Source organism: Psychrobacter sp. I-STPA6b (genome assembly GCF_020662265.1).
GTDB lineage: Bacteria > Pseudomonadota > Gammaproteobacteria > Pseudomonadales > Moraxellaceae > Psychrobacter.
This window is the reverse complement of sequence record NZ_VEWM01000069.1, coordinates 101,738-121,386: the sequence shown is the minus strand read 5'-3', so window position 1 is coordinate 121,386 and position 19,649 is coordinate 101,738. Positions and strand designations below refer to the sequence as shown.

Sequence of the window (19,649 nt, the reverse complement as noted above, 5' to 3'; positions counted from 1 at the left end):
AAAGAACAACAAGGCATTACCCCAGAAACAGGCAAAGCCCTCACAGACGAACAGCTAGAAATACAAAGACTACGTAAAGAGATCAAACAGCTTAAGTTAGAGAGAGATATCTTAAAAAAGGCATCGGCTCTGCTAGCTGGGGACAGTCTGAACGTATACAGATAATCAAAAACCTAGCAGAGCAACCAGAAGGTGAAGCTATCAGCAAAGCTAAGCTATGTGAGCTATTTGGCATCGTACGTAGTAGCTATTACTGGCGTATCAAACCTATACCCATAGACTGTGAACTGGTCAAGCTCAAAGTACTGATACGGCAGGTTTTTAATGACTCTAGAGGCTCAGCAGGGTCTAGAACCATCAGTAGTATCATCACTGGGCAACATGGTATCAAACTGACTCGATACAAAGCGGGTAAGCTCATGAAAGGCATGGGATTGGTCAGTAAACAAAGGAAACATAGCTACAAACAGCAAGATCAAGCACACAAAACATATGACAACGTATTGAACAGAGACTTTACTCCCATAACACCAAATCAAGTCTGGACAGGTGATGTCACTTATATTCGTATCAAAGGCGGATGGTGCTATCTAGCAGTCGTTATTGATCTGTATGCACGCAATATTATTGGATTCTCAGTATCTAACTCACCTGATAGTGAGTTGACCAGTAAGGCGTTGATGATGGCATATGAGTCACGTTTACAGCCCAAAGGTGTGCTGTTTCATTCTGATCAAGGTAGCCATTATACGAGCAAGTATTTTGCTGATGCTGTTGCAGGGTGTGAAGAGATGACACACAGTATGTCTAGAAAAGGCAACTGCTGGGACAACGCACCTACCGAAAGGTTCTTTAGAAGCTTTAAGACAGAGTGGATGCCAAAGTATGGCTATGCAAGTCAGGCTGAAGCAACAAAGGATATAACGGACTACATTTGGGGTTATTATCGTAACGTTCGTCCTCATCAACATAACGATAATCTAACCCCTGCTGAAAAAGAGAGACTATTTTTTAACTAAAACCTCTTAACCAGTGTCTAAAAAAACTTGACCACAACAGATTGTCTTTATATATCAAGAGTAGTGCATGATCCTAATCACGATGCCCGACCTAAAAAACGATATAAAGGCATATACTCAGGATTAAATAAGCTAATATGTACAGGTATACAGCAACGTATAGCTATAGAAAAACAGCCTTATGGTTTTTCGGTAGATATCAGTTCACCCCTGCCTTACTATTATAAAGAATGCACACTTGAAGAAGTTATAGATATGCTAGATAACATAGACGACTATATTGAGAATCCAGAAAAATATGGCTTTGAAATAAATGGACCTTAACCCATTATGCAAACGCAATAGAAAATTAATGAATAGCTTTACTCTAATTTTTGGAATACTTTGAATATAGGACAACACCCCTGTAGCCAGCTACAGCTATGGCGATGACTTAATCAGTCAAAATGTCAATGGCAATACCAGCTACTTTGGTTATGATGGCTTAGGTTCAACCAAGTTTTAACCAATCAAGCTGGACAAATCACAGACAGCTATCAGTATGATGCTTATGGTGAAATCACTATTAAAATATTTTGATGTGATAGTAATTACATTTATCAAGTTTTTAAGTGGGATTGAACAAATATGGATAAAATCAAAGTTGCTTTTGATGAGTTATAATATAGGCATGAAAATTCTTGGCTATTATTATCAATATTAGACTTACCTATAGAGAAACAACAGAAAATTATTGGTGTGAGGGATTTTAGGGTCTGTTGAATATTCATCTTTGTAGGAAAAATTGAGATACTGATTTTAATAAACAGTGACTTAGTCAAGGCAATGAACGCAGGTAGCTTTTGTTAATAACAGCAGGATATTAACAAGTTCATTAACGCAGAATAAGACAAATTCAGCTAATTTTTACACCAAAGTAAAAAATAGCTGTATCCCTTATCAATACTAGCTTAACGGGGTGAATGCTCAACAGACCCTAGTAAGTTTTATAACTTTCCTTATTTGTTTTTATTTAGTTGTTCATTATATGAGTATTATGATTCGTGGATTGGAGAATTTGACTTTTTAACAACTGATGTTGACTATAGTATCTATAGTGAAAAGATAAATATATTTTTAGACTGTTTAAGAAGTATATAAGTTAAATACTGTATGAAAAAATGATATTTTGAATAAAAAATGGGGTCGCCTTAGAGAGGAAATGGTAAAGATATTAAAAAAAGCAATTTACCAAAATTGACAATAATGAGACGATTAGATATAAAAGTTTAATAAGAGTATTTATAAATGAATATGGAGTGGTTAAGATGGATTGTTAAATATATAAGGTCATATTAATATGACAGACCTTAGCCTAAATTGTCAATGATATAATGACAACTATAGTAAATCTTGTATAAAACCACTACATTAACGTTAAAATTGAAGTATAAATATGACATGTATACTGGCTCTTTTCAGACAAGTCTGTAGGAAAAATTTAGCTTAATGTAGAAAATATTCAGCAACCTTTTGTATAAGGCTCGATTGTAAGAATAATGAGGAATGATTATGTCAGGATATATATTGGCTTTTGATCAGGGGACAACATCAAGTCGTGCGATTATTTTTGATGATGCGGCACAGCCAGTACATATTGTACAGCAGCCCATTCAACTGGCAACCCCAAAGACTGGTTATGTTGAGCAAGATGCCATGCAAATTTGGCATACCCAAATTAGTTGTGCACATGATGTGATTTTGCAAGCAGGGTTGTTAGCAACAGATATCAGTGCGATAGCCATTACCAATCAAAGAGAAACGACAGTTATTTGGAATAAAAAAACGGGCAAGCCAGTCGCGCCTGCAATTGTTTGGCAAGATCGGCGTACTAAGCAGTGGTGTGACCAACAAATACAAAGGTTACAACAGCAAAGTGAGCATTTAGATAAAGCGGTAGATTTGCAAAAAATTACGGGGCTACGATTAGACCCCTATTTTAGTGCCAGTAAGATTGTCTGGTTATTGGAAAATGACCCTGAGTTGCGTCGGCAAGCACAAAATGGTGAGCTGGCATTTGGAACAGTGGATAGCTGGTTGATATTTAAACTAACAGGTGGTGAGCATCTGATTGATGTATCAAATGCATCACGGACACTGTTATTAGATATTAATACATTATCTTGGTCACAGCCCTTGTTAGATCAGTTTAATATTCCTTCCAGTTTATTACCCAAAGTTGTGGCGTCAGATGCTGATTTTGGTAAGACCAGAAGTGGACTATTTGCCAAACAAATTCCAATTAAAGCTGTATTAGGAGATCAACAAGCTGCTTTATTTGGGCATGGATGTATTAAGGCTGGTATGGCAAAAAATACCTATGGCACAGGTTGTTTTATGTTGATGAATACAGGACAACAACCACAGTTTAGTCAGCATCACCTATTAACAACTGTTGCATGGCAAAGTCATCTAAAAAGTCAGAATGTCAGCAGTCAAAAAGATAAAAGCTTGGATACTGAGAGTTCATCAGCATTATCCACCATTGATAAACTGATTAACGTTGGACGGCGTAGTCTATCTCGCTCTACACTGCAAGCCAGTTATGCCTTAGAAGGCAGTGTGTTTATGGCAGGTGCAGTTGTGCAATGGTTGCGTGATAATCTGGGAATTATTCAAAATAGTCAGGAAGTTGAGGTTTTAGCCAATCAAGTAAACAGTAGTGAGTCGGTGGTATTGTTGCCAGCATTTACAGGTTTAGGCGCGCCTCATTGGAAACCAGATGCACTAGCAAGCATAACTGGAATGAATAGAGGGACAACCAAAGCACATATTGCCCGTGCTGCTTTAGAGTCCATTGCCTTTCAGGTCTATGATGTTTTGGTAGCAATGCAAAAAGATGCACCCAGTGCATTAACAGAGCTAAGGGTAGATGGGGGTGCTTGTCGCAATGACTTGTTGATGCAGTTTCAGGCAGATTTATTACAGGTACCTGTATTGCGTCCAGTGGATACAGAAGTCACTGCAAAAGGTGCGGCACTATTGGCAGGTATTCACAGTGGTATATATGATGAAAATACCATTGAGCAGTCATGGAGGCTACAAAAATGCTTTGAACCAACGATGTCAAATGCGCAAAGAGAATATCATTTGCAGAAATGGCAGTCTGCATTACAACAGATTTTACATGTATCCTAAATGGATTATTATCTTATAAGCATAAACTTGTTATTGTCAGAGTCAAATATGCCTTTAAATAGTGTTTATATTTTAAACAAATAACAATACTTACATGTTGTAACTCAATCAATCATAGTGATTGTAGAACTTAACAAAAACTGCCTATTATTTGCTTGTTTGGACAACTATGATGGAATTAACTATCAATGCAAGGATGCCGTATTTATTGGTTATGCCAAGTGTAGGCTTAAATTTAGCTATCCTTGGACGATATATAAATAATATATAATTAAGCATCGTCATTGTGTAGTTGGAATTGATAATTATACTGAAGTCAGCAACTTATTATAATTCATCATTTTAATTTCTATAAATTTAACTTTAAACTAATTGAAGGAATAAAAAATGAGTAAACATGATGCAATAGACCGCAAAGTTGTTAAACATATGTCAGATGAGACTAAAGAAGAACTTAATGCAGATCCAATTACTGGTGAGCCAGGCTCTCATCCTGTTGGTACAGCGATTGGTGGTGTTGGTGGTGCGGCGGCTGGCGCAGCAATTGGCTCAGTAGCAGGTCCATTAGGCACACTGGTTGGTGGTGCAATTGGTGCTATCGTTGGTGGTGGTGCTGGTCATGCAGCGGGTGAGGCAATTGACCCAACACGTGAGGAAGAATACTGGCGAGCAGAGTATGCAAAAGCACCATATTATAAGCCAGAGCATGACTTTGACCGTGATTATCATCCAGCGTATGCTGTTGGTTATGCGAACCGTCATCGCTATCCTGAGGATGCAAAGTTTGAAGAGCATGAGTCAGAGTTGAAAAAATCATGGGAAGAAGTAAAAGGTGAGTCTCGCCTAGCATGGGAAGAAGCAAAAGATGCGACTAAAGATGCATGGGATAGAATCACTCGTAATCATACAAAGTCATAATTTGTTATAATTTAAAACTATAAACTATCATAGTTTTAACGTGATTATGATTTGATAACTAAATACATCATTAAATTTTAAGTAAAAAGCCCTTAACGTCCATGTTTAAGGGTTTTTTTATGGATAGGTTTGGGTATGATATAAAGTGTTTTTGATTTTATGGTAATGACACACCAAAAATAGAGACTTAGATTTAAAATCTATAGAGTAGGTAATATTAACTTAGAAAACTTATAAAAATTTAAGAGGTAAATTGTGCACCATCAACAACAAGATAAGACATTTTATATCGCTACTGCAAATTTATTGAATTTGGCGTTACCTAATAGATCTTACTATGCAAATGCAGCTCCTTATACTCTGTCTCAATATCAGCATAAAAGACAAGGGTTAACACAGCTATTAAGCAATGCCAGAGCAGATGTGATTGCCACTCAGGAAGTCTGGGATGAAGATTGTTTGATTGACTTGGCTCAATCATTGGGATTTGAGTCATATCATGTGCTTGCGCCATTGGCAAGTAATCATATAAATAGTGACTATACTCAGGGCAAGGGTGCGCAAGAAACACCAGCCGTAGGTTTGATTAGTCGCTTTGAAGTGCTGGACTGGCATGTACTAGAGACAATAGATCCATTAGCTGTGATTAGTATTCCAGATGATGGGGTTTATGAGCGCTTTAATCGTCCACCGTTGGTGGCAACTTTATCTATATATGGACAAGAAGTGACGGTTATCAGCGCTCATCTAAAGAGTAAGCGTCCGCACTATTTAAGAGATGCTGAAGGCAATCGCCTTGAGGACTATGATGACCCTACCATTCGGATTCGTGCAAAGCTACGCAGTTTATGTATGCGAGCGGCAGAGGCGGCAGCGATACGGTTATTTATTATTAAGACATTGTATAAAACCAATCACCCCTTGATTTTATTAGGTGATATGAATGATGTCACAGACAGTGTAACAACCCAGCTTATGGCTGAGAGTAGTGAAGTGATTTATGATAAAAGCATGCGTGATGTGGCGTTGTTTGATGCAGCACGTGTGCAGACCAGCTATGGCTGGACCAAAGATGTGGCATATACGCATTTATATCAAGGCATGCCAGAGGTGATTGATCAGCTATTTGTTTCTGAAGAGTTTTTACGAGACAGTAAGTTTTCACTTGGTGAGGTTTTACGGGTTGATTATTTTAATGACCATCTAAAATGGGACTATAACCAGCGTGTGACAGATCATGGTATCGTACGGGCAAAACTCAAGCTGTTGTAAATGAGACAATGCTGGCAGGTTATCAGGCTGTTCAGTGATAAAGCTATGAGGTTATAAGACAGTTAAGTTATAAAAAGAAAAGTGAGTAAAACGATGAATGAGTCAACGCTGAATGATGCTGAGTTATTGCGTTATTCACGGCAGATATTGTTAGATGGTTGGGATATTGAGGCACAGTTAGCATTAAAAAATAGCCGTATTTTAATTGTAGGTGCTGGTGGGCTGGGCTGTCCTGTGTCTGAAACGCTGGCAAGAGCTGGTGTGGGCTGGATTCATTTGCTTGATCATGACCAGATTGAGGAAAGTAATCTTCAGCGCCAGAGTTTATTTGTCAGTACAGATGTTGGTAAATATAAGGCACAAGTTGCCAGTCGGCAGTTGCGTGCAATCAATGAGCTGATTACTGTGACGCATGTGGTAGCTCGATTAGAAGAGCATAATGCGCAAAATATTCTGTCTTTACCAACGGGGGATTTTCCTGATTTGATACTCGATTGTAGTGATAATTTTGCTACTCGGGATTTGCTCAATCGGCTAAGTGTTCGTTTTGGTATTCCGCTATTATCAGCTTCTGCAATTGCGATGACAGGACAGTTAGCATTGTTTGAGCCACAACGGCAGACAGGGTGCTATCATTGTGTCTTTGGTGAGGTTGTGGATGAAATGGAAAAAGCTGAGTCAGATGCTCAAAACAGTCAAAATACTCAAAACTGTGCAAACTCAGGTGTTTTAGCCAGTACAACGGCAGTGATAGGTAATTTGCAAGCCAATGTTGCTTTGCAGTATTTAGGCTGTAAAATCAATCCTTTAGCCAGTCAGTTATTAGTATGGAATGGTAAAACCATGCGTCAGCGTTTACTTGGCTACCAAAAAGACAGTGCTTGTCCTGTTTGTTGCTAATTAAATCTGTTAGGCATCACTCCGTCTTTAATTAACTTTTAAATCACCTTTTATTTATTTGTTATTGGTTAGCCATGTATCATGGCTGACTTTTCATATTAACTTTATGAGACTTTCCTTCTATGCGTCCCAATCTGTTAAAACAAGGGTTTAATGTTCTAAATCGTGTACGCCAGACAGCGAGTGTGGCAGGCTTGTCTGCGCTTCGAGTGGCAAAAGGTGAGAAGCCTGATGCAACTTTACTTCGAGAGACTTTTGAGCAGTTGGGGGCAACGTATATTAAGATAGGACAGTTTATCGCCAGTACACCCTCATTGTTTCCACGAGAGTATGTGCTGGCATTTCAGGACTGTTTGGATCAAACCACACCTTTACCTTATCCCTATATTGAGCAGGTGTTAACACAAGAACTGGTAAAAGATGGACAGAGTTTGGAGACGCTGTTTCAGTATATTGACCCAATACCGTTGGCATCTGCTTCCATTGCCCAAGTACATGGAGCATTGTTACATGATGGTACAGAAGTTGTGCTAAAGGTACAAAAACCCAATGTTGAGACAGTGATGCAGACTGACTTGGGGGTGTTGCATACAATGACCAAAGCGCTGGAGCTGTTGATGCCATCAATGAAGTTTGCCAGTATTGCCCCAATTATTGATGAGATACGTCAGCGTATGCTGGCAGAAACAGATTTTATTGCTGAGGCAAGTAATATTCAGGATTTCCAGCAATTTTTACAATTTACACAAAATCAAAAAGTGGTTGCACCAACGGTATATCAAGAATTAACTACAAAGCGAGTGTTAACCATGAGTCGCTTGCATGGGATATCAATGATAGATGAGCAAGCCATGCGCCAATATTGTGATGACCCTGCAACGGTAATGGCAGATACTTTAAATACATGGTTTGCCAGTTTGATGCTATCAAATAGTTTCCATGCGGATTTACATGCAGGTAATCTGATGTTATTAAAAGATGGTCGCATTGGGTTTATTGATTTTGGTATTGTTGGTAAGTTAGCACCAGAGAGCTGGCAGGCTTGTATGGGTATGATGCAGGCGTTACAAGAGAGCGACTATCAGGCGATGGCTCATCATATGGTGGATATGGGTATGACTTATGAGCGCGCACAAGTTGATGTTAGTCGACTTGCACTTGACCTTGAGCGCATGATTGTTGGCTTGATGGCAGATGATAAAGCTTTGACCAGTGGCAAGCCATTTAATAGTAAAGAGCAGGCAGATGAGTTAAATAAAATGATGCTAGAAATCGTTGAGATAGGTAAGCGTCATGGTATTCATTTTCCAAGAGATTTTGCCTTGCTAACAAAACAGATGCTATATTTTGACCGCTTTATGCGCACACTGGCTCCAGATATGGATATGTTTAGTGATGCTCGAATACAGGTTTTACCATCTTCTGTAGCAGATAAATAAATAAATAGATAGCATAGCAGAGCTGTTTAGTAATGCTCTGCTATGTCAAAAAAATCTCACAACAAATTATAAAAAAACCTCTATATACGGATGCGTGTTGGGCGATTGCTTAGTCGGCATAGCAATTCATAACCAATGGTATCCGCCCAACTTGCGACATCATCGACATGAGGCACGATATGCTTTCCATGAGCATTCGTCTCATTTAGTTTTGTATCAGTATGCCCCCATAAAATAACTGAATCTCCAACTTGTGGATGAGGGACAGCACTGAGGTCAATGGCTATCATATCCATGGCAACTCGGCCAATAATGGGACAATGATACGTGTTACCATCTTGCTGTAGGGCGACCCAACCAGCCTCACTGATAACTCTGGGATAACCATCACCATAACCCACACTGATAATGCCTTTTTTTATTGGGTGTGGCGCAATAAAGCGACTACCATAACCAACAGGTGTTTGTGATGGGATATTATCAATTGCCATCAGCTCTGTACTAAAGCGCATGACTGCTTGTAATCCTAATTGTTGAGCTGATGTGCCAGTAATGGGTGAACTACCATAAAGCATGATGCCCGGACGCACCCAGTCATAATGATATTCTGGAAAATGCATAATACCCGCAGAGTTACATAGTGAGCCTTGGATATTTGCATTGATGTGTTGTTTTAGATGGCGTAGAAGCTGGTCAAAAGTGTTATATTGTTGAGCATTAAGTGGGTGGTCAACCTCATCTGCATTAGCAAAGTGGCTAGTTAGGATAATGTGATAACCAGCACAAGATAACTGCTGGGCGATGTCTGGAATCTGCTCTGGTGAAAATCCCAAACGATTCATGCCTGTATTTACTTTAAGCCAGATGGTTTGTTGCAGTTGAGGTGAGCTTTGTGACGCCTCTTGTAATGCGCTTTGCAATGCCCAGTCAAGTTGCGCTTGATGATGAATGACACAAGAGATATTCAGTTGTTGAGTTTGTTGCCATTCTGCTTGGCTAAACGCACCTTCAATCATAATAATTGGTTTTTCCCAGCCAGCTTCTCGAATCTGCAATGCCTCGGCAAAGGTTGCCACACCCAGTGCATTGGCTGTTGTGAGTGCAGGTAGGCAGGCTAATACACCATGACCATAAGCATTGGCTTTGACCATTGCCAATACTTTGGAGTGGGGAGCTTGTTTTTGGACATAGGCCAGATTGTGTACTAGGGCAGATGTATTGATGGTGATATTGGCAGTGCGCATAGATGGTTACTCAATGGTTACTCAGTTGCTTGCTAAGTTGGTTAATTAGTTATTTAAAAAGTTACTCATCATTCTCAAAGCTATTGGCATGATAAAATTCAGGTGTGAGATTGGTAAAGCGGGTGTATTGTCCTTCAAAGGCAAGACGAACGGTACCAATTGGACCATTACGCTGTTTACCAATGATAATCTCTGCAATGCCTTTTGCATCTGAGTTTTCATTATAGACTTCATCGCGATAGATAAATGTAATCAAGTCAGCATCCTGCTCAATAGCGCCTGATTCACGTAAGTCTGACATAATGGGGCGTTTATTGGGGCGGTTTTCCAAACTACGGTTGAGCTGGGAGAGAGCGACGACAGGACAATTGAGCTCACGGGCAAGTGCTTTAAGACTGCGCGAGATTTCTGAGATTTCACCAACTCGGTTGCCATCTAAGCTAGGTACTTTCATAAGTTGTAAATAGTCGACAATAATCATACCGATTTTGCCATCATGATTTTTGGCAATACGGCGACAACGTGAGCGCATCTCGGAGGGTGGTAGGGCAGTGCTGTCATCAATATATAGATATTTTTCTTGTAGGTGCGAGATGGCGCTCATTAGCTTCGCCCACTCATCTTCGTTCATTTGCCCAGAGCGTAGATGGGTTTGATGAATCATGCCCCATGAAGACAGCAAACGCATGACGATAGATTCGGCTGGCATCTCCATCGAAAATACGATAACTGGTAAGTTTTCATTAAATAGCACACCTTCGGCAAGGTTCATAGCAAAGGTTGTTTTCCCCATTGAAGGACGGGCAGCGACGATAATCAAATCACCTGCTTGTAACCCTTGAGTTTTATTATTTAACTCAGTAAAAGGTGTTTGCAGTCCAATCATACCGTCTGGGTTTGACTTGAGCGTTTGAATCTGTTCAATCACACTGGTGATGACCGAGCTGACATCTGTTGGTCCTCTCTGTTGTGCGCGTTTGTTATGTTGCTCATTGATGGCAAATATTTTGGATTCCACTTGGTCTAGGATATCGCTAATGCTTTGTCCCTTTGGGTTAAATGCCAAGCTGAGCATTTCATTGCCAGTAGTAATAAGCTGGCGTAAGGTGGACAGTTCACGTACCCGCTGTGCATAGGCAGTCAGGTTAAAGAGTGTTCCCGGACTTTGACTGAGTATGTCTGCCAGATAACCATCACCCCCAGCAGATTTTAATAGGTTTTGCTGCTCTAACCAGTCGTGTACCATGACTGTATCATAAGGCTCATTAATCATAGCAAGGTGAGTAATGGCCGCAAAGATATGCTGGTGACGCTGTGCATAAAAATCATCTTTGGTCACGATGTCAGCGATTTTGTCATAGGATTCTTCAATGCTCATCAGTGATGCTAACAAGGCTTTTTCGATGTCGATATTATGTGGTGGCTGTTGCTCTAGTAGTGCGTTTTTTTCTTTGGTTGGCTCTACTGTGTCGTTTGCGGTATTGGTGGAATCTGCCATAAAATAAAACCCAATGATAAGCCAGTTATAAGATAAAATGGATTAAAATTCTATCACATTCCATGTGTGTATTTTTGCATCGTTGTATGAATATTTGGAGAGGGTCTGTTGATAGAAAAACTTTGCTTTTTTTGGGTGATTTGTGATGAAAAATAATGATAGACCTTTAGTGATTACCACAGGTGAACCTGCGGGTATTGGTATGGATATTGTGCTACAGCTTGCCAGTACAGCGCAGTTACAACAGTGTAAGCGTCCTATTTGTGTATTGGCAGATAAAGATGCGTTATATCAGCGTGCGCAAATGTTATATGAACAAGGGGCTTTGCCACAGATACCGACATGGCAAATGCTAGAGCTAGATAGTAGTCTCAATACTGACATGATAAATGCTGATATTAATAAGGCTATCTGCACGCAATCAAATGCAAAAAATGCTGCTTTTTATTTATTGCATGTACCTTGTGCAGTTGCTGTGCAAGCAGGTCAACTAGCAGTGGCTAATGCTGATATGGTTGCTAAGCAACTACAAATAGCACATACGCTGGCATCACAAAAAATGGTCGCTGGGATTGTCACTGCACCTCTACAAAAATCTGTTTTGATTGATGCCAATATACGTTTGAAAGATGGCACGATGTTTACAGGACATACAGAATATTTTATGCAACAAAGTGGCTGTGACAAAGTGGTGATGATGCTGGCGAATGATGCCATGCGTGTGGCATTGGTGACAACACATTTACCATTACGTCAGGTGGCTGATGCCATTACAACAACGAATGTCCAGCAAACGGTCAGTATCGTTTTGGCAGATTTACAGCAAAAGTTTGCTATTGATAGACCACGGATATTGGTCTGTGGACTGAATCCACATGCAGGTGAAGGAGGACATTTGGGGCAGGAAGAAATAGAAATTATCAATCCTGTATTGACACAGTTTCAGAAGCAAGGTGTTGATATTTCATTAGCCATGCCAGCAGATACTTTGTTTACCTCGCGTCATTTACAGCATTGTGATGCAGTCATCGCCATGTATCATGACCAAGGTCTACCTGTGTTAAAGTCACATGGTTTTGGTGATACGGTCAATTTAACTTTGGGATTGCCCTATATTAGGACGTCTGTTGATCATGGTACGGCTTTAGACTTGGCTGGAACAGGGCAGGCGAGTGCAAGTAGCTTGTGGCAGGCAATTAAAACAGCCGATGAGATGGCAACAAGAAGTCAGCAATAAGGAATTATCTATAGAGAAATTGAGAGATTTTGAAATTTCCTGAACTTTCATATAAGAGTAAAATACATTTGTAACACTAATAAATATTAGTTTGATTGGGTAAATGTTCAATAGACCCTATTATGTTACAATAATTGACCTATTTTTCAGCCAGTTAGCTGGGGGCTGTTGAACATTCATCTTTATAGGAAAAGTTTAGCCAATTTTCAGATGAAAATAAAAATAGCGGTATCCCTTGTAGATACTGGCTTGATGAGGTGAAAGTTCAATAAACTCCAATAATATAGTCTGCCTAATATAAAGTTACCACGATGTTAACCTCATTCGATGTACTACTTGTACTATCTTCATTTGGTTGCTTTGTGGTGAAATTATATTAGATGAACGATATATTTTATTGTTAATAAGGCTATTAATTAAATATTAACTACTTATCACAAGATACCATCATTTATGAAACCAATTCGGCACCAGCCCCGCAAGCGCTTTGGGCAAAATTTTTTGCATGATGCTCAGATTATTCGTCAGATTGTTGAGAGTATTCGTCTAGACCGTTCCGATAACTTGGTTGAGATAGGACCAGGGATGGGGGCATTGACGGAGCCTCTTTTAGCAGAAGTAGATGCGATGAGTGTGGTCGAGCTTGACCGAGATTTGGCAGGTAGTTTACGGTTACGTATTGGTGCAAATAGCCATCCAAATTTTCATATCATAGAGGCAAATGCACTAAACTTTGATTTTAGGACATTGTATAGTGAGGAAAAAGGTAAACTGCGGATTGTGGGTAATTTACCTTATAACATCTCAACACCATTGCTGTTTCACTTACTGACTACCGCAGATGTGATTGCCGATATGCACTTTATGCTACAAAAAGAGGTGGTAGAGCGTATTACTGCAGAGGTTGGTAGTAAGATATATGGTCGCTTATCAGTGATTATGCAATATTACTGTGAGACAGAGTATTTGTTGACTGTGCCAAAAGGTGCATTTAATCCCCCTCCAAAAGTGACCAGCGCTGTTTTCCGTCTTGTGCCATATGTGGATAAACCAATTGTTGCTGATGATGAGCAACTATTTGCTATCGTTGTACGTGAGACATTTAATCATCGCCGTAAGACTTTACGGGCGATTTTTAAGAAATCGGCATTGTTACCAACGCTAGAAGAAGCAGACTTTGAAGCCATAGGTATTGATAGTAATGCCCGTCCTGAGACATTAGATGTGGCAGAGTTTGTGGCGTTAAGTAATTATATTTATCAGCATCACTCAATATAAAATGAAGAGTTATCAAAGCTTGGGTGTGTTATAACAGCAACAAACAGTAAGTAATGATTTTGAGCTTTTTGAGTGATGGTCATTTGCTTTAATAAGAACAGTTATTATTATGGTAAATATATTGATTTATATTTCATATTATATAAATAGCCATATACATAGTAATATACAAAAATAGTGAACACATATATTAAAAATACACAGTATATTCACTTGAGGGTTTATGAGTTATCGAGCACAGTATGTTATTGGCGATTTACAAGGGTGTTACGAGTCCTATCAAGCTTTATTAAAGAAGCTAAAATTTGACCCAAAGCAAGATAGATTATGGTTTGCAGGCGACTTGGTAGCACGTGGTGAGGACTCATTATCAACACTGCGCCATGTAAAAGCATTGTGTGAGAAAGGAGCGGCTGCAACCGTTTTGGGTAATCATGATCTTAATCTGATTGCTGTTTGGCGTGGTGTTGTACCTGCTAAAAAGAAAGATAAAACGTCAGATATTTTTTCTGCACCTGACTGTGATGAGTTATTAAATTGGTTGCGCAAACAGCCTCTTTTGACTTTTCCTGATAAACGTACTGTATTGGTGCATGCGGGTATTCCACCGCACTGGCGTATACGAGATGCCAGACGTTATGCAAAAGAAGTTGAAGTTCAGCTAAGTGGTAGTATGCGCCAGCTTGACCGCCTATTACCTAATTTATATAGTAAGTCTGCTGATGATTGGCATGATGACTTACATGGCTATACACGTTTAAGAGCGATTACAAATTACTTTACCCGTATGCGTTTATGCAAAAAAGATGGCACATTGGAGTTCTCTTTTAAGTCCAGTCTATCTGATAAGATGCCAGATGACTTTCGACCTTGGTTTGAGTGGCAAGTTCCGCGCAAACGCAAAATTTTATTTGGACACTGGGCTGCTTTAAAAGCAGAAGTGGATTTGCCTTATGCACGGGCATTAGATGGTGGCTGTGTGTGGGGAAATGAGTTGGTGGCTTATCGTTTATCAGATGGTAAGATTATCCGTTGTGATTCACATTGTGGTTAGTGTATTTATCTTTTAGTTAAGATGCACTAAAACTCTACTTTTGTTAATTCGTTAATTTAAATAACTGTTACGGTGTTAGGCTCGTTTGTTGTAGAACTGTACTACCTGTACTAACCTGCCTTGTACCAGTTTATAACTTCGCTGACTATAGCTTTAAAAGCTTAATAAGAAAAGGCTGGTATTTATCAATACATATGATAAGTACCAGCCCTTTTTTGATGCGGTTGAGGTTTCTACTAATCAGGCAGTTGGGGTGGCTTTTTAGGCTTAGGTAGTTGTCCCGTGCTACTCTCTTTGTCTGCCTGTACCGAAGCATTGTTTTTATGCTTAGTGCTATCATCAAGTCCATCGTCTAAGACGACCTGCTTTTGTGCTTGTTGAGGCTGTATGGCATCGGCATCTATAGGCTTTTTTGAGCCTTCTTTTGCTTGTGCTTTCTCTTCATCTAAGACGTTGACATCTGATAGGCGTCGTACCACATATTTACTGTCAATCTGCTGTCGTTTTTGTGCAATATTACTATCATCATAGATAATCTGCCCGTGACTGTCTATTTTAGCATATTGCATTGGTTCGGCTCGTGGTACTAAAAAATCTAAAGGATGGCGACGCAAATGTGCAAATAGCTGTTTTGCTAAGCGACGCCATTCAAAGAAGCGTACATTTTTAGAGCGCAATGCCACAATGAGTGCTAAAGCAAAACTTACTAAAAGGTTGACCACACCAATTAGAGCTACCCCAATCAGTGAAATCAGCACCAATGACCAGCTAAAGTCATCGGCAGGTAAGTTAAAGATGCCATGTGCAAAGTTTGCGGAGGCAAAGGCGATATGGCGAATATCTAGTGGCAAACCAAGGATATAGCCCACAGTTGCGGTACTACCTAAAAACACCCCAAATAGGAAGTTACCCATAATCGCACCAAGATTGTCCTCAACGAAGTTGCCTAACTTGTTAACCCAGCGTGTTGGCATGATTTTTAGTAGTAATGGATAGCGTTGAATACGCAGTCCGATTTTGTTATAGACTGCCAGATTATCATAATAACCAGCAATCAATCCTGATAAGAATAAAAACACACCAGCAATGGCGGCATGAGGCAGTGCCAAAGAGCGGATGGGGTTGAGGTCATCAAGCAAATGATGGGCTTCTTTGGCATCAATCATTGGTGCGCCATAGTATTGTAACCATGCCAAAGAAATCAAAAATGCCATCGGCATGGCTATCATGACATTACCCATAATGGCAACAAACTGTGTGCGTAATATATCAACGATAAGCTCAGCAAGTTTGGTCAGTTGATGGGTTTTTTTGCCTTTATTTTCAGAAATGGTAGAGGCAATGGCAGCCGCAGTCATTGCAGGTTGCTTGGTTGCCACCGTACCATGAATAATATGGATAAAGACAAAGCCCAAACCATAAATCATACTATTGACAAATGCCCGACCAATGGGTGCAAGTACTAAGTTATAAGCCAGTATCTTTGCAGTTGCCATAAAGGCAATGATAAAGCCCCCTATGGATGCTTTTTTAAACATACTGCGGTAGCCCGCTTTATCAGTACTAATATAATGCTCACCCACACGACTGGCATTTTCAGTGACTTTTTTGGATAGTAGTTTGGTATTGTTATCAATCAAATAGCTAAAGCTATAGCGCTGTTTAGAGTTTTGAATGGTTGCTTCGATTAGCTCGATGATGGCTTTATCTCGGTCAGCATGGTTGTCTGAGACCAGCTCCGTCAGAATACGGATACGATGCAAGCTCTGCTCTAAGCGCAGCATCATATTGGTTAATCGAATAGAAATCCCTGTTTTATAGATGCGTTTACGAATGGTAGTCAGTACATCTTCACATTGATCCAGCATGACTAATAAAGGTGCTGGGTCAATGTCTACTTCAGGGATAATATCAGTGTGTGTATCAAGCTGGTGACTGTTGCGGTAGCGATTGACAAATAAAACCGCTTCTTGGTTTTGTGCCACAAAGCAGGCAGAGTAGTTTAGCATTTGTGGGTAAGCAGTCATTAGGTCTGGATGTAGTCCAATACCTGATATGCGATATGACAATATAATGATTGCATTTAAGATATTGTTTTTTGTGGTAGCTACCAAATCAAGGTCTTTGCCTTGAGTATCAATCAGGCTGACTAAGGTATCCCATTTTTGCGATTCAATAGTCTCTAGCCAGCGTAGGTCATTTTTTTGGTCAAATAGATAGCCGATAAGCTCCACAACAGAGTCTGGCTCAGGTAGTAGTGGTAAAAAGCGATGACCAATCAGCCGTGATAGGCTATAGAAAAAACCATGGTCAGATAAGATACCTGTATCTGTATATAAAGTAACCTGACGATATTGACTTAAAAGCTGTAACACAAAGCTGGCAAGACCTTGCCCATATTCAGGGTGTTGTTGCAGTATGTCAATGAGCTGCTGGATGTTGTAGTTTGCCTTCTCAGGATGATTGGGTGATGTGCGTAATAAGTCAATCAAACGCTTGAGCATTTGGACATCAGGAACATCACTAACTGCAGCAATCTGCTGTAATAGGAGTGCTAACTTTCTAGATTCTGACACGTGATATCCTCAAAATAAATGGCACAAAAATATAAAGGAAATAAAAAAGCAGATTTTACGGTGATTACTCTGTTAATGGGTAGCTTTTTTGCGCTGATGCGTATTATTTTATGTGTATATTTGTTTCATTCTATGATTGATTAATATACAAAAAAGGCAACTTATCAATAAGTTACCTTTTAAGTTTTTAGAAATGAGCCTCATTTATTCATATCGTGGACAAACAAAATGAGGGAATGGTTTTTAACTAATGGCCGTTTCAAAATAGGCTAAGTCAAAGTCCATCATTGGGTCGCTACCTGCCAATACCATATCAGCATGCGCACGGATACGAGGTAGAATACGACCAATAAAGAAAGTTGCTAATTTTAGCTTATTGGCATAAAACTCACCTTCTTTATCATAAGATGCTTCGACCATCATTGCAAACATATAGGCAAAGCATAAATAGCCACAAGCGTGTAGATAGTCGACAGCACAGCCATTGATTTCATTTTTACGCTCACCAATGTTGCTTAAAACGGTATTGGTTAAGTGTTCGATGGTATCGGCTGCCTCTAAAGTTGCCTGCTTAATGCCATGCTCAGCTTTCATATTTTGTACAAAGTCACGAATCTCAGCTAAGAAATTCTGCATGTATTTGCCACCATTACGGGCGATTTTACGTCCGAGTAGGTCAAGCGCCTGAATCCCATTTGCACCTTCGTAAATCTGAGAGATACGGGTATCACGAACGATTTGCTCCATACCCCACTCACGAATGTAGCCATGTCCTCCAAAGACTTGCTGACAGTCAATGGTCGCTTCTAATGCTTTATCTGTTAAAAAAGCTTTGGCAATTGGGGTAAGTAGTGCCACACGAGCCGCTGCTGCTTGAGCAGCATCAGGATTGGTGCTGTATTTTGATTCATCTAACTGTTTGGCAACATACATGGCAAAGCAACGTGATGCTTCAGCATTAGACTTAGCATTTAGTAGCATACGGCGTACGTCTGCATGATGAATGATGCTATCTGCTGGTTTTTCAGGGCTTTGAACTTGAGTATCACTGCGTCCTTGAAGGCGCTCATTTGCATACGCAGCCGCGTTTTGGTAGGCAAGCTCAGTGCCTCCTAAGCCTTGTAGACCCATGGTGACGCGCTCATAGTTCATCATGATGAACATAGAAGCAAGTCCTGTATTTTCTGCACCAACCATCCAGCCTTTGGCATTATCAAAGTTCATAACACAGGTTGCAGAGGCTTTGATACCCATTTTATGCTCGATTGAGCCAGCAGATAGAGAGTTGCGTTCACCCAAGCTGCCATCTTCATTGACCAAAAACTTAGGCACAACAAATAAAGAGATACCTTTTGAGCCTTCAGGTGCATTTGGTGTTTTGGCTAATACAAGGTGAATGATGTTTTCAGTTAGGTCATGCTCTCCACCTGTGATAAAGATTTTTGTACCAGAAATCTGGTAGCTGCCATCATCAGCAGGGATGGCTTTGGTTTTAATGATACCTAAGTCTGTTCCAGCATGTGGCTCAGTTAGACACATTGTACCTGACCACTGACCTGAGTACATTTTTTCAAGGTAGGTCTGTTTTTGCTCTTCTGATGCTGAGGCAAGTAGACACAATGTCGCACCGACAGTTAGGTTAGGGTAGAGAGCAAACGCTTGGTTGGTGGTAAAAACCATTTCTTCGGTTAGCATGGTTACCATTTTTGGGAAGCCTTGACCACCGTATTCTGGGTCGCCACCGAGTCCAATCCAGCCTGAATCCGCATATTGCTGATAGGCTTCTTTAAAGCCAGCAGGGGTGTGTACGACACCGTCGCCCTTATACTGAGCGCCTTCTTCATCACCAGTACGGTTGATAGGAAGAAGTACGTTTTTAGACAGTTTTGCCATTTCTTCCAAAATCATGTTGACGGTATCCATGTCAACATGTGCTAGGTTTTCATTAGACTGCCAAAATTGCTCAACGTTAAAAACGTCATTGAGCATAAAGCGCATTTCATCTAGTGGGGCATTATAATTTGCCATGAGATTTCC

General features: G+C 40.0%; 14 protein-coding genes. 10 read left to right on the top strand and 4 right to left on the bottom strand.

The window, feature by feature from the left end:
- Positions 1 to 122: 122 nt before the first annotated feature.
- The 7 genes from FHK88_RS07770 (at position 123) to FHK88_RS07740 (ending at position 8,725) form a co-directional block, all read left to right on the top strand.
- Entirely contained in the window at positions 123 to 1,019 is an 897-nt protein-coding gene (locus FHK88_RS07770) for an IS3 family transposase (protein WP_227429320.1), read from the top strand.
- A 27-nt stretch (positions 1,020 to 1,046) separates the two neighbouring features.
- On the top strand, positions 1,047 to 1,343 hold the full coding sequence (locus FHK88_RS07765) for a hypothetical protein (RefSeq protein ID WP_227430175.1): 297 nt from the start codon (positions 1,047 to 1,049) through the stop codon (positions 1,341 to 1,343).
- A 1,227-nt stretch (positions 1,344 to 2,570) separates the two neighbouring features.
- Positions 2,571 to 4,196 carry a glycerol kinase GlpK gene (gene glpK, locus FHK88_RS07760; RefSeq protein ID WP_227430174.1) on the top strand — a complete coding sequence of 542 codons (1,626 nt, stop codon included), beginning with the start codon at positions 2,571 to 2,573 and terminating at the stop codon, positions 4,194 to 4,196.
- Between the two features lie 387 nt (positions 4,197 to 4,583).
- The gene (locus FHK88_RS07755) at positions 4,584 to 5,114 is read left to right on the top strand and encodes a glycine zipper domain-containing protein (protein WP_227430173.1); all 531 of its coding nucleotides are present in this window, start codon (positions 4,584 to 4,586) and stop codon (positions 5,112 to 5,114) included.
- Positions 5,115 to 5,369: 255 nt separating this feature from the next.
- On the top strand, positions 5,370 to 6,386 hold the full coding sequence (locus FHK88_RS07750) for an endonuclease/exonuclease/phosphatase family protein (RefSeq protein ID WP_319800162.1): 1,017 nt from the start codon (positions 5,370 to 5,372) through the stop codon (positions 6,384 to 6,386).
- Between the two features lie 93 nt (positions 6,387 to 6,479).
- The gene (locus tag FHK88_RS07745; RefSeq protein ID WP_227430172.1) at positions 6,480 to 7,286 is read left to right on the top strand and encodes a HesA/MoeB/ThiF family protein; all 807 of its coding nucleotides are present in this window, start codon (positions 6,480 to 6,482) and stop codon (positions 7,284 to 7,286) included.
- Positions 7,287 to 7,408: 122 nt separating this feature from the next.
- A complete protein-coding gene (locus FHK88_RS07740) occupies positions 7,409 to 8,725 on the top strand; it encodes an ABC1 kinase family protein (RefSeq protein WP_227430171.1) in 1,317 nt (438 codons plus the stop codon).
- An 80-nt stretch (positions 8,726 to 8,805) separates the two neighbouring features.
- On the opposite strand, the gene alr is transcribed toward FHK88_RS07740, so the two are convergent.
- Both alr and dnaB read right to left on the bottom strand, forming a co-directional pair.
- On the bottom strand, positions 8,806 to 9,969 hold the full coding sequence (alr, locus tag FHK88_RS07735) for an alanine racemase (RefSeq protein WP_227430170.1): 1,164 nt from the start codon (positions 9,967 to 9,969) through the stop codon (positions 8,806 to 8,808).
- Between the two features lie 61 nt (positions 9,970 to 10,030).
- Complete coding sequence (gene dnaB / locus FHK88_RS07730) at positions 10,031 to 11,467, bottom strand: replicative DNA helicase (protein ID WP_227430169.1); 1,437 nt, start codon at positions 11,465 to 11,467, stop codon at positions 10,031 to 10,033.
- Between the two features lie 145 nt (positions 11,468 to 11,612).
- On the opposite strand from dnaB, the gene pdxA reads away from it, so the two are divergent.
- From pdxA to FHK88_RS07715, 3 genes are all read left to right on the top strand, one after another.
- A complete protein-coding gene (gene pdxA, locus FHK88_RS07725) occupies positions 11,613 to 12,704 on the top strand; it encodes a 4-hydroxythreonine-4-phosphate dehydrogenase PdxA (RefSeq protein ID WP_227430168.1) in 1,092 nt (363 codons plus the stop codon).
- Between the two features lie 453 nt (positions 12,705 to 13,157).
- Positions 13,158 to 13,982, top strand: a complete 825-nt coding sequence (gene rsmA, locus FHK88_RS07720; protein ID WP_227430167.1) for a 16S rRNA (adenine(1518)-N(6)/adenine(1519)-N(6))-dimethyltransferase RsmA — start codon at positions 13,158 to 13,160, stop codon at positions 13,980 to 13,982.
- 223 nt (positions 13,983 to 14,205) lie between these two features.
- Entirely contained in the window at positions 14,206 to 15,036 is an 831-nt protein-coding gene (locus FHK88_RS07715) for a symmetrical bis(5'-nucleosyl)-tetraphosphatase (RefSeq protein WP_227430166.1), read from the top strand.
- Positions 15,037 to 15,272: 236 nt separating this feature from the next.
- Here the strand turns inward: FHK88_RS07715 and FHK88_RS07710 are convergent, their stop codons facing one another.
- A complete protein-coding gene (locus FHK88_RS07710) occupies positions 15,273 to 17,612 on the bottom strand; it encodes a site-specific recombinase (RefSeq protein WP_227430165.1) in 2,340 nt (779 codons plus the stop codon).
- 243 nt (positions 17,613 to 17,855) lie between these two features.
- Positions 17,856 to 19,640, bottom strand: coding sequence for an acyl-CoA dehydrogenase C-terminal domain-containing protein (locus FHK88_RS07705; RefSeq protein ID WP_227430164.1), 1,785 nt, complete (start codon positions 19,638 to 19,640; stop codon positions 17,856 to 17,858).
- Between the last annotated feature and the right edge of the window lie 9 nt (positions 19,641 to 19,649).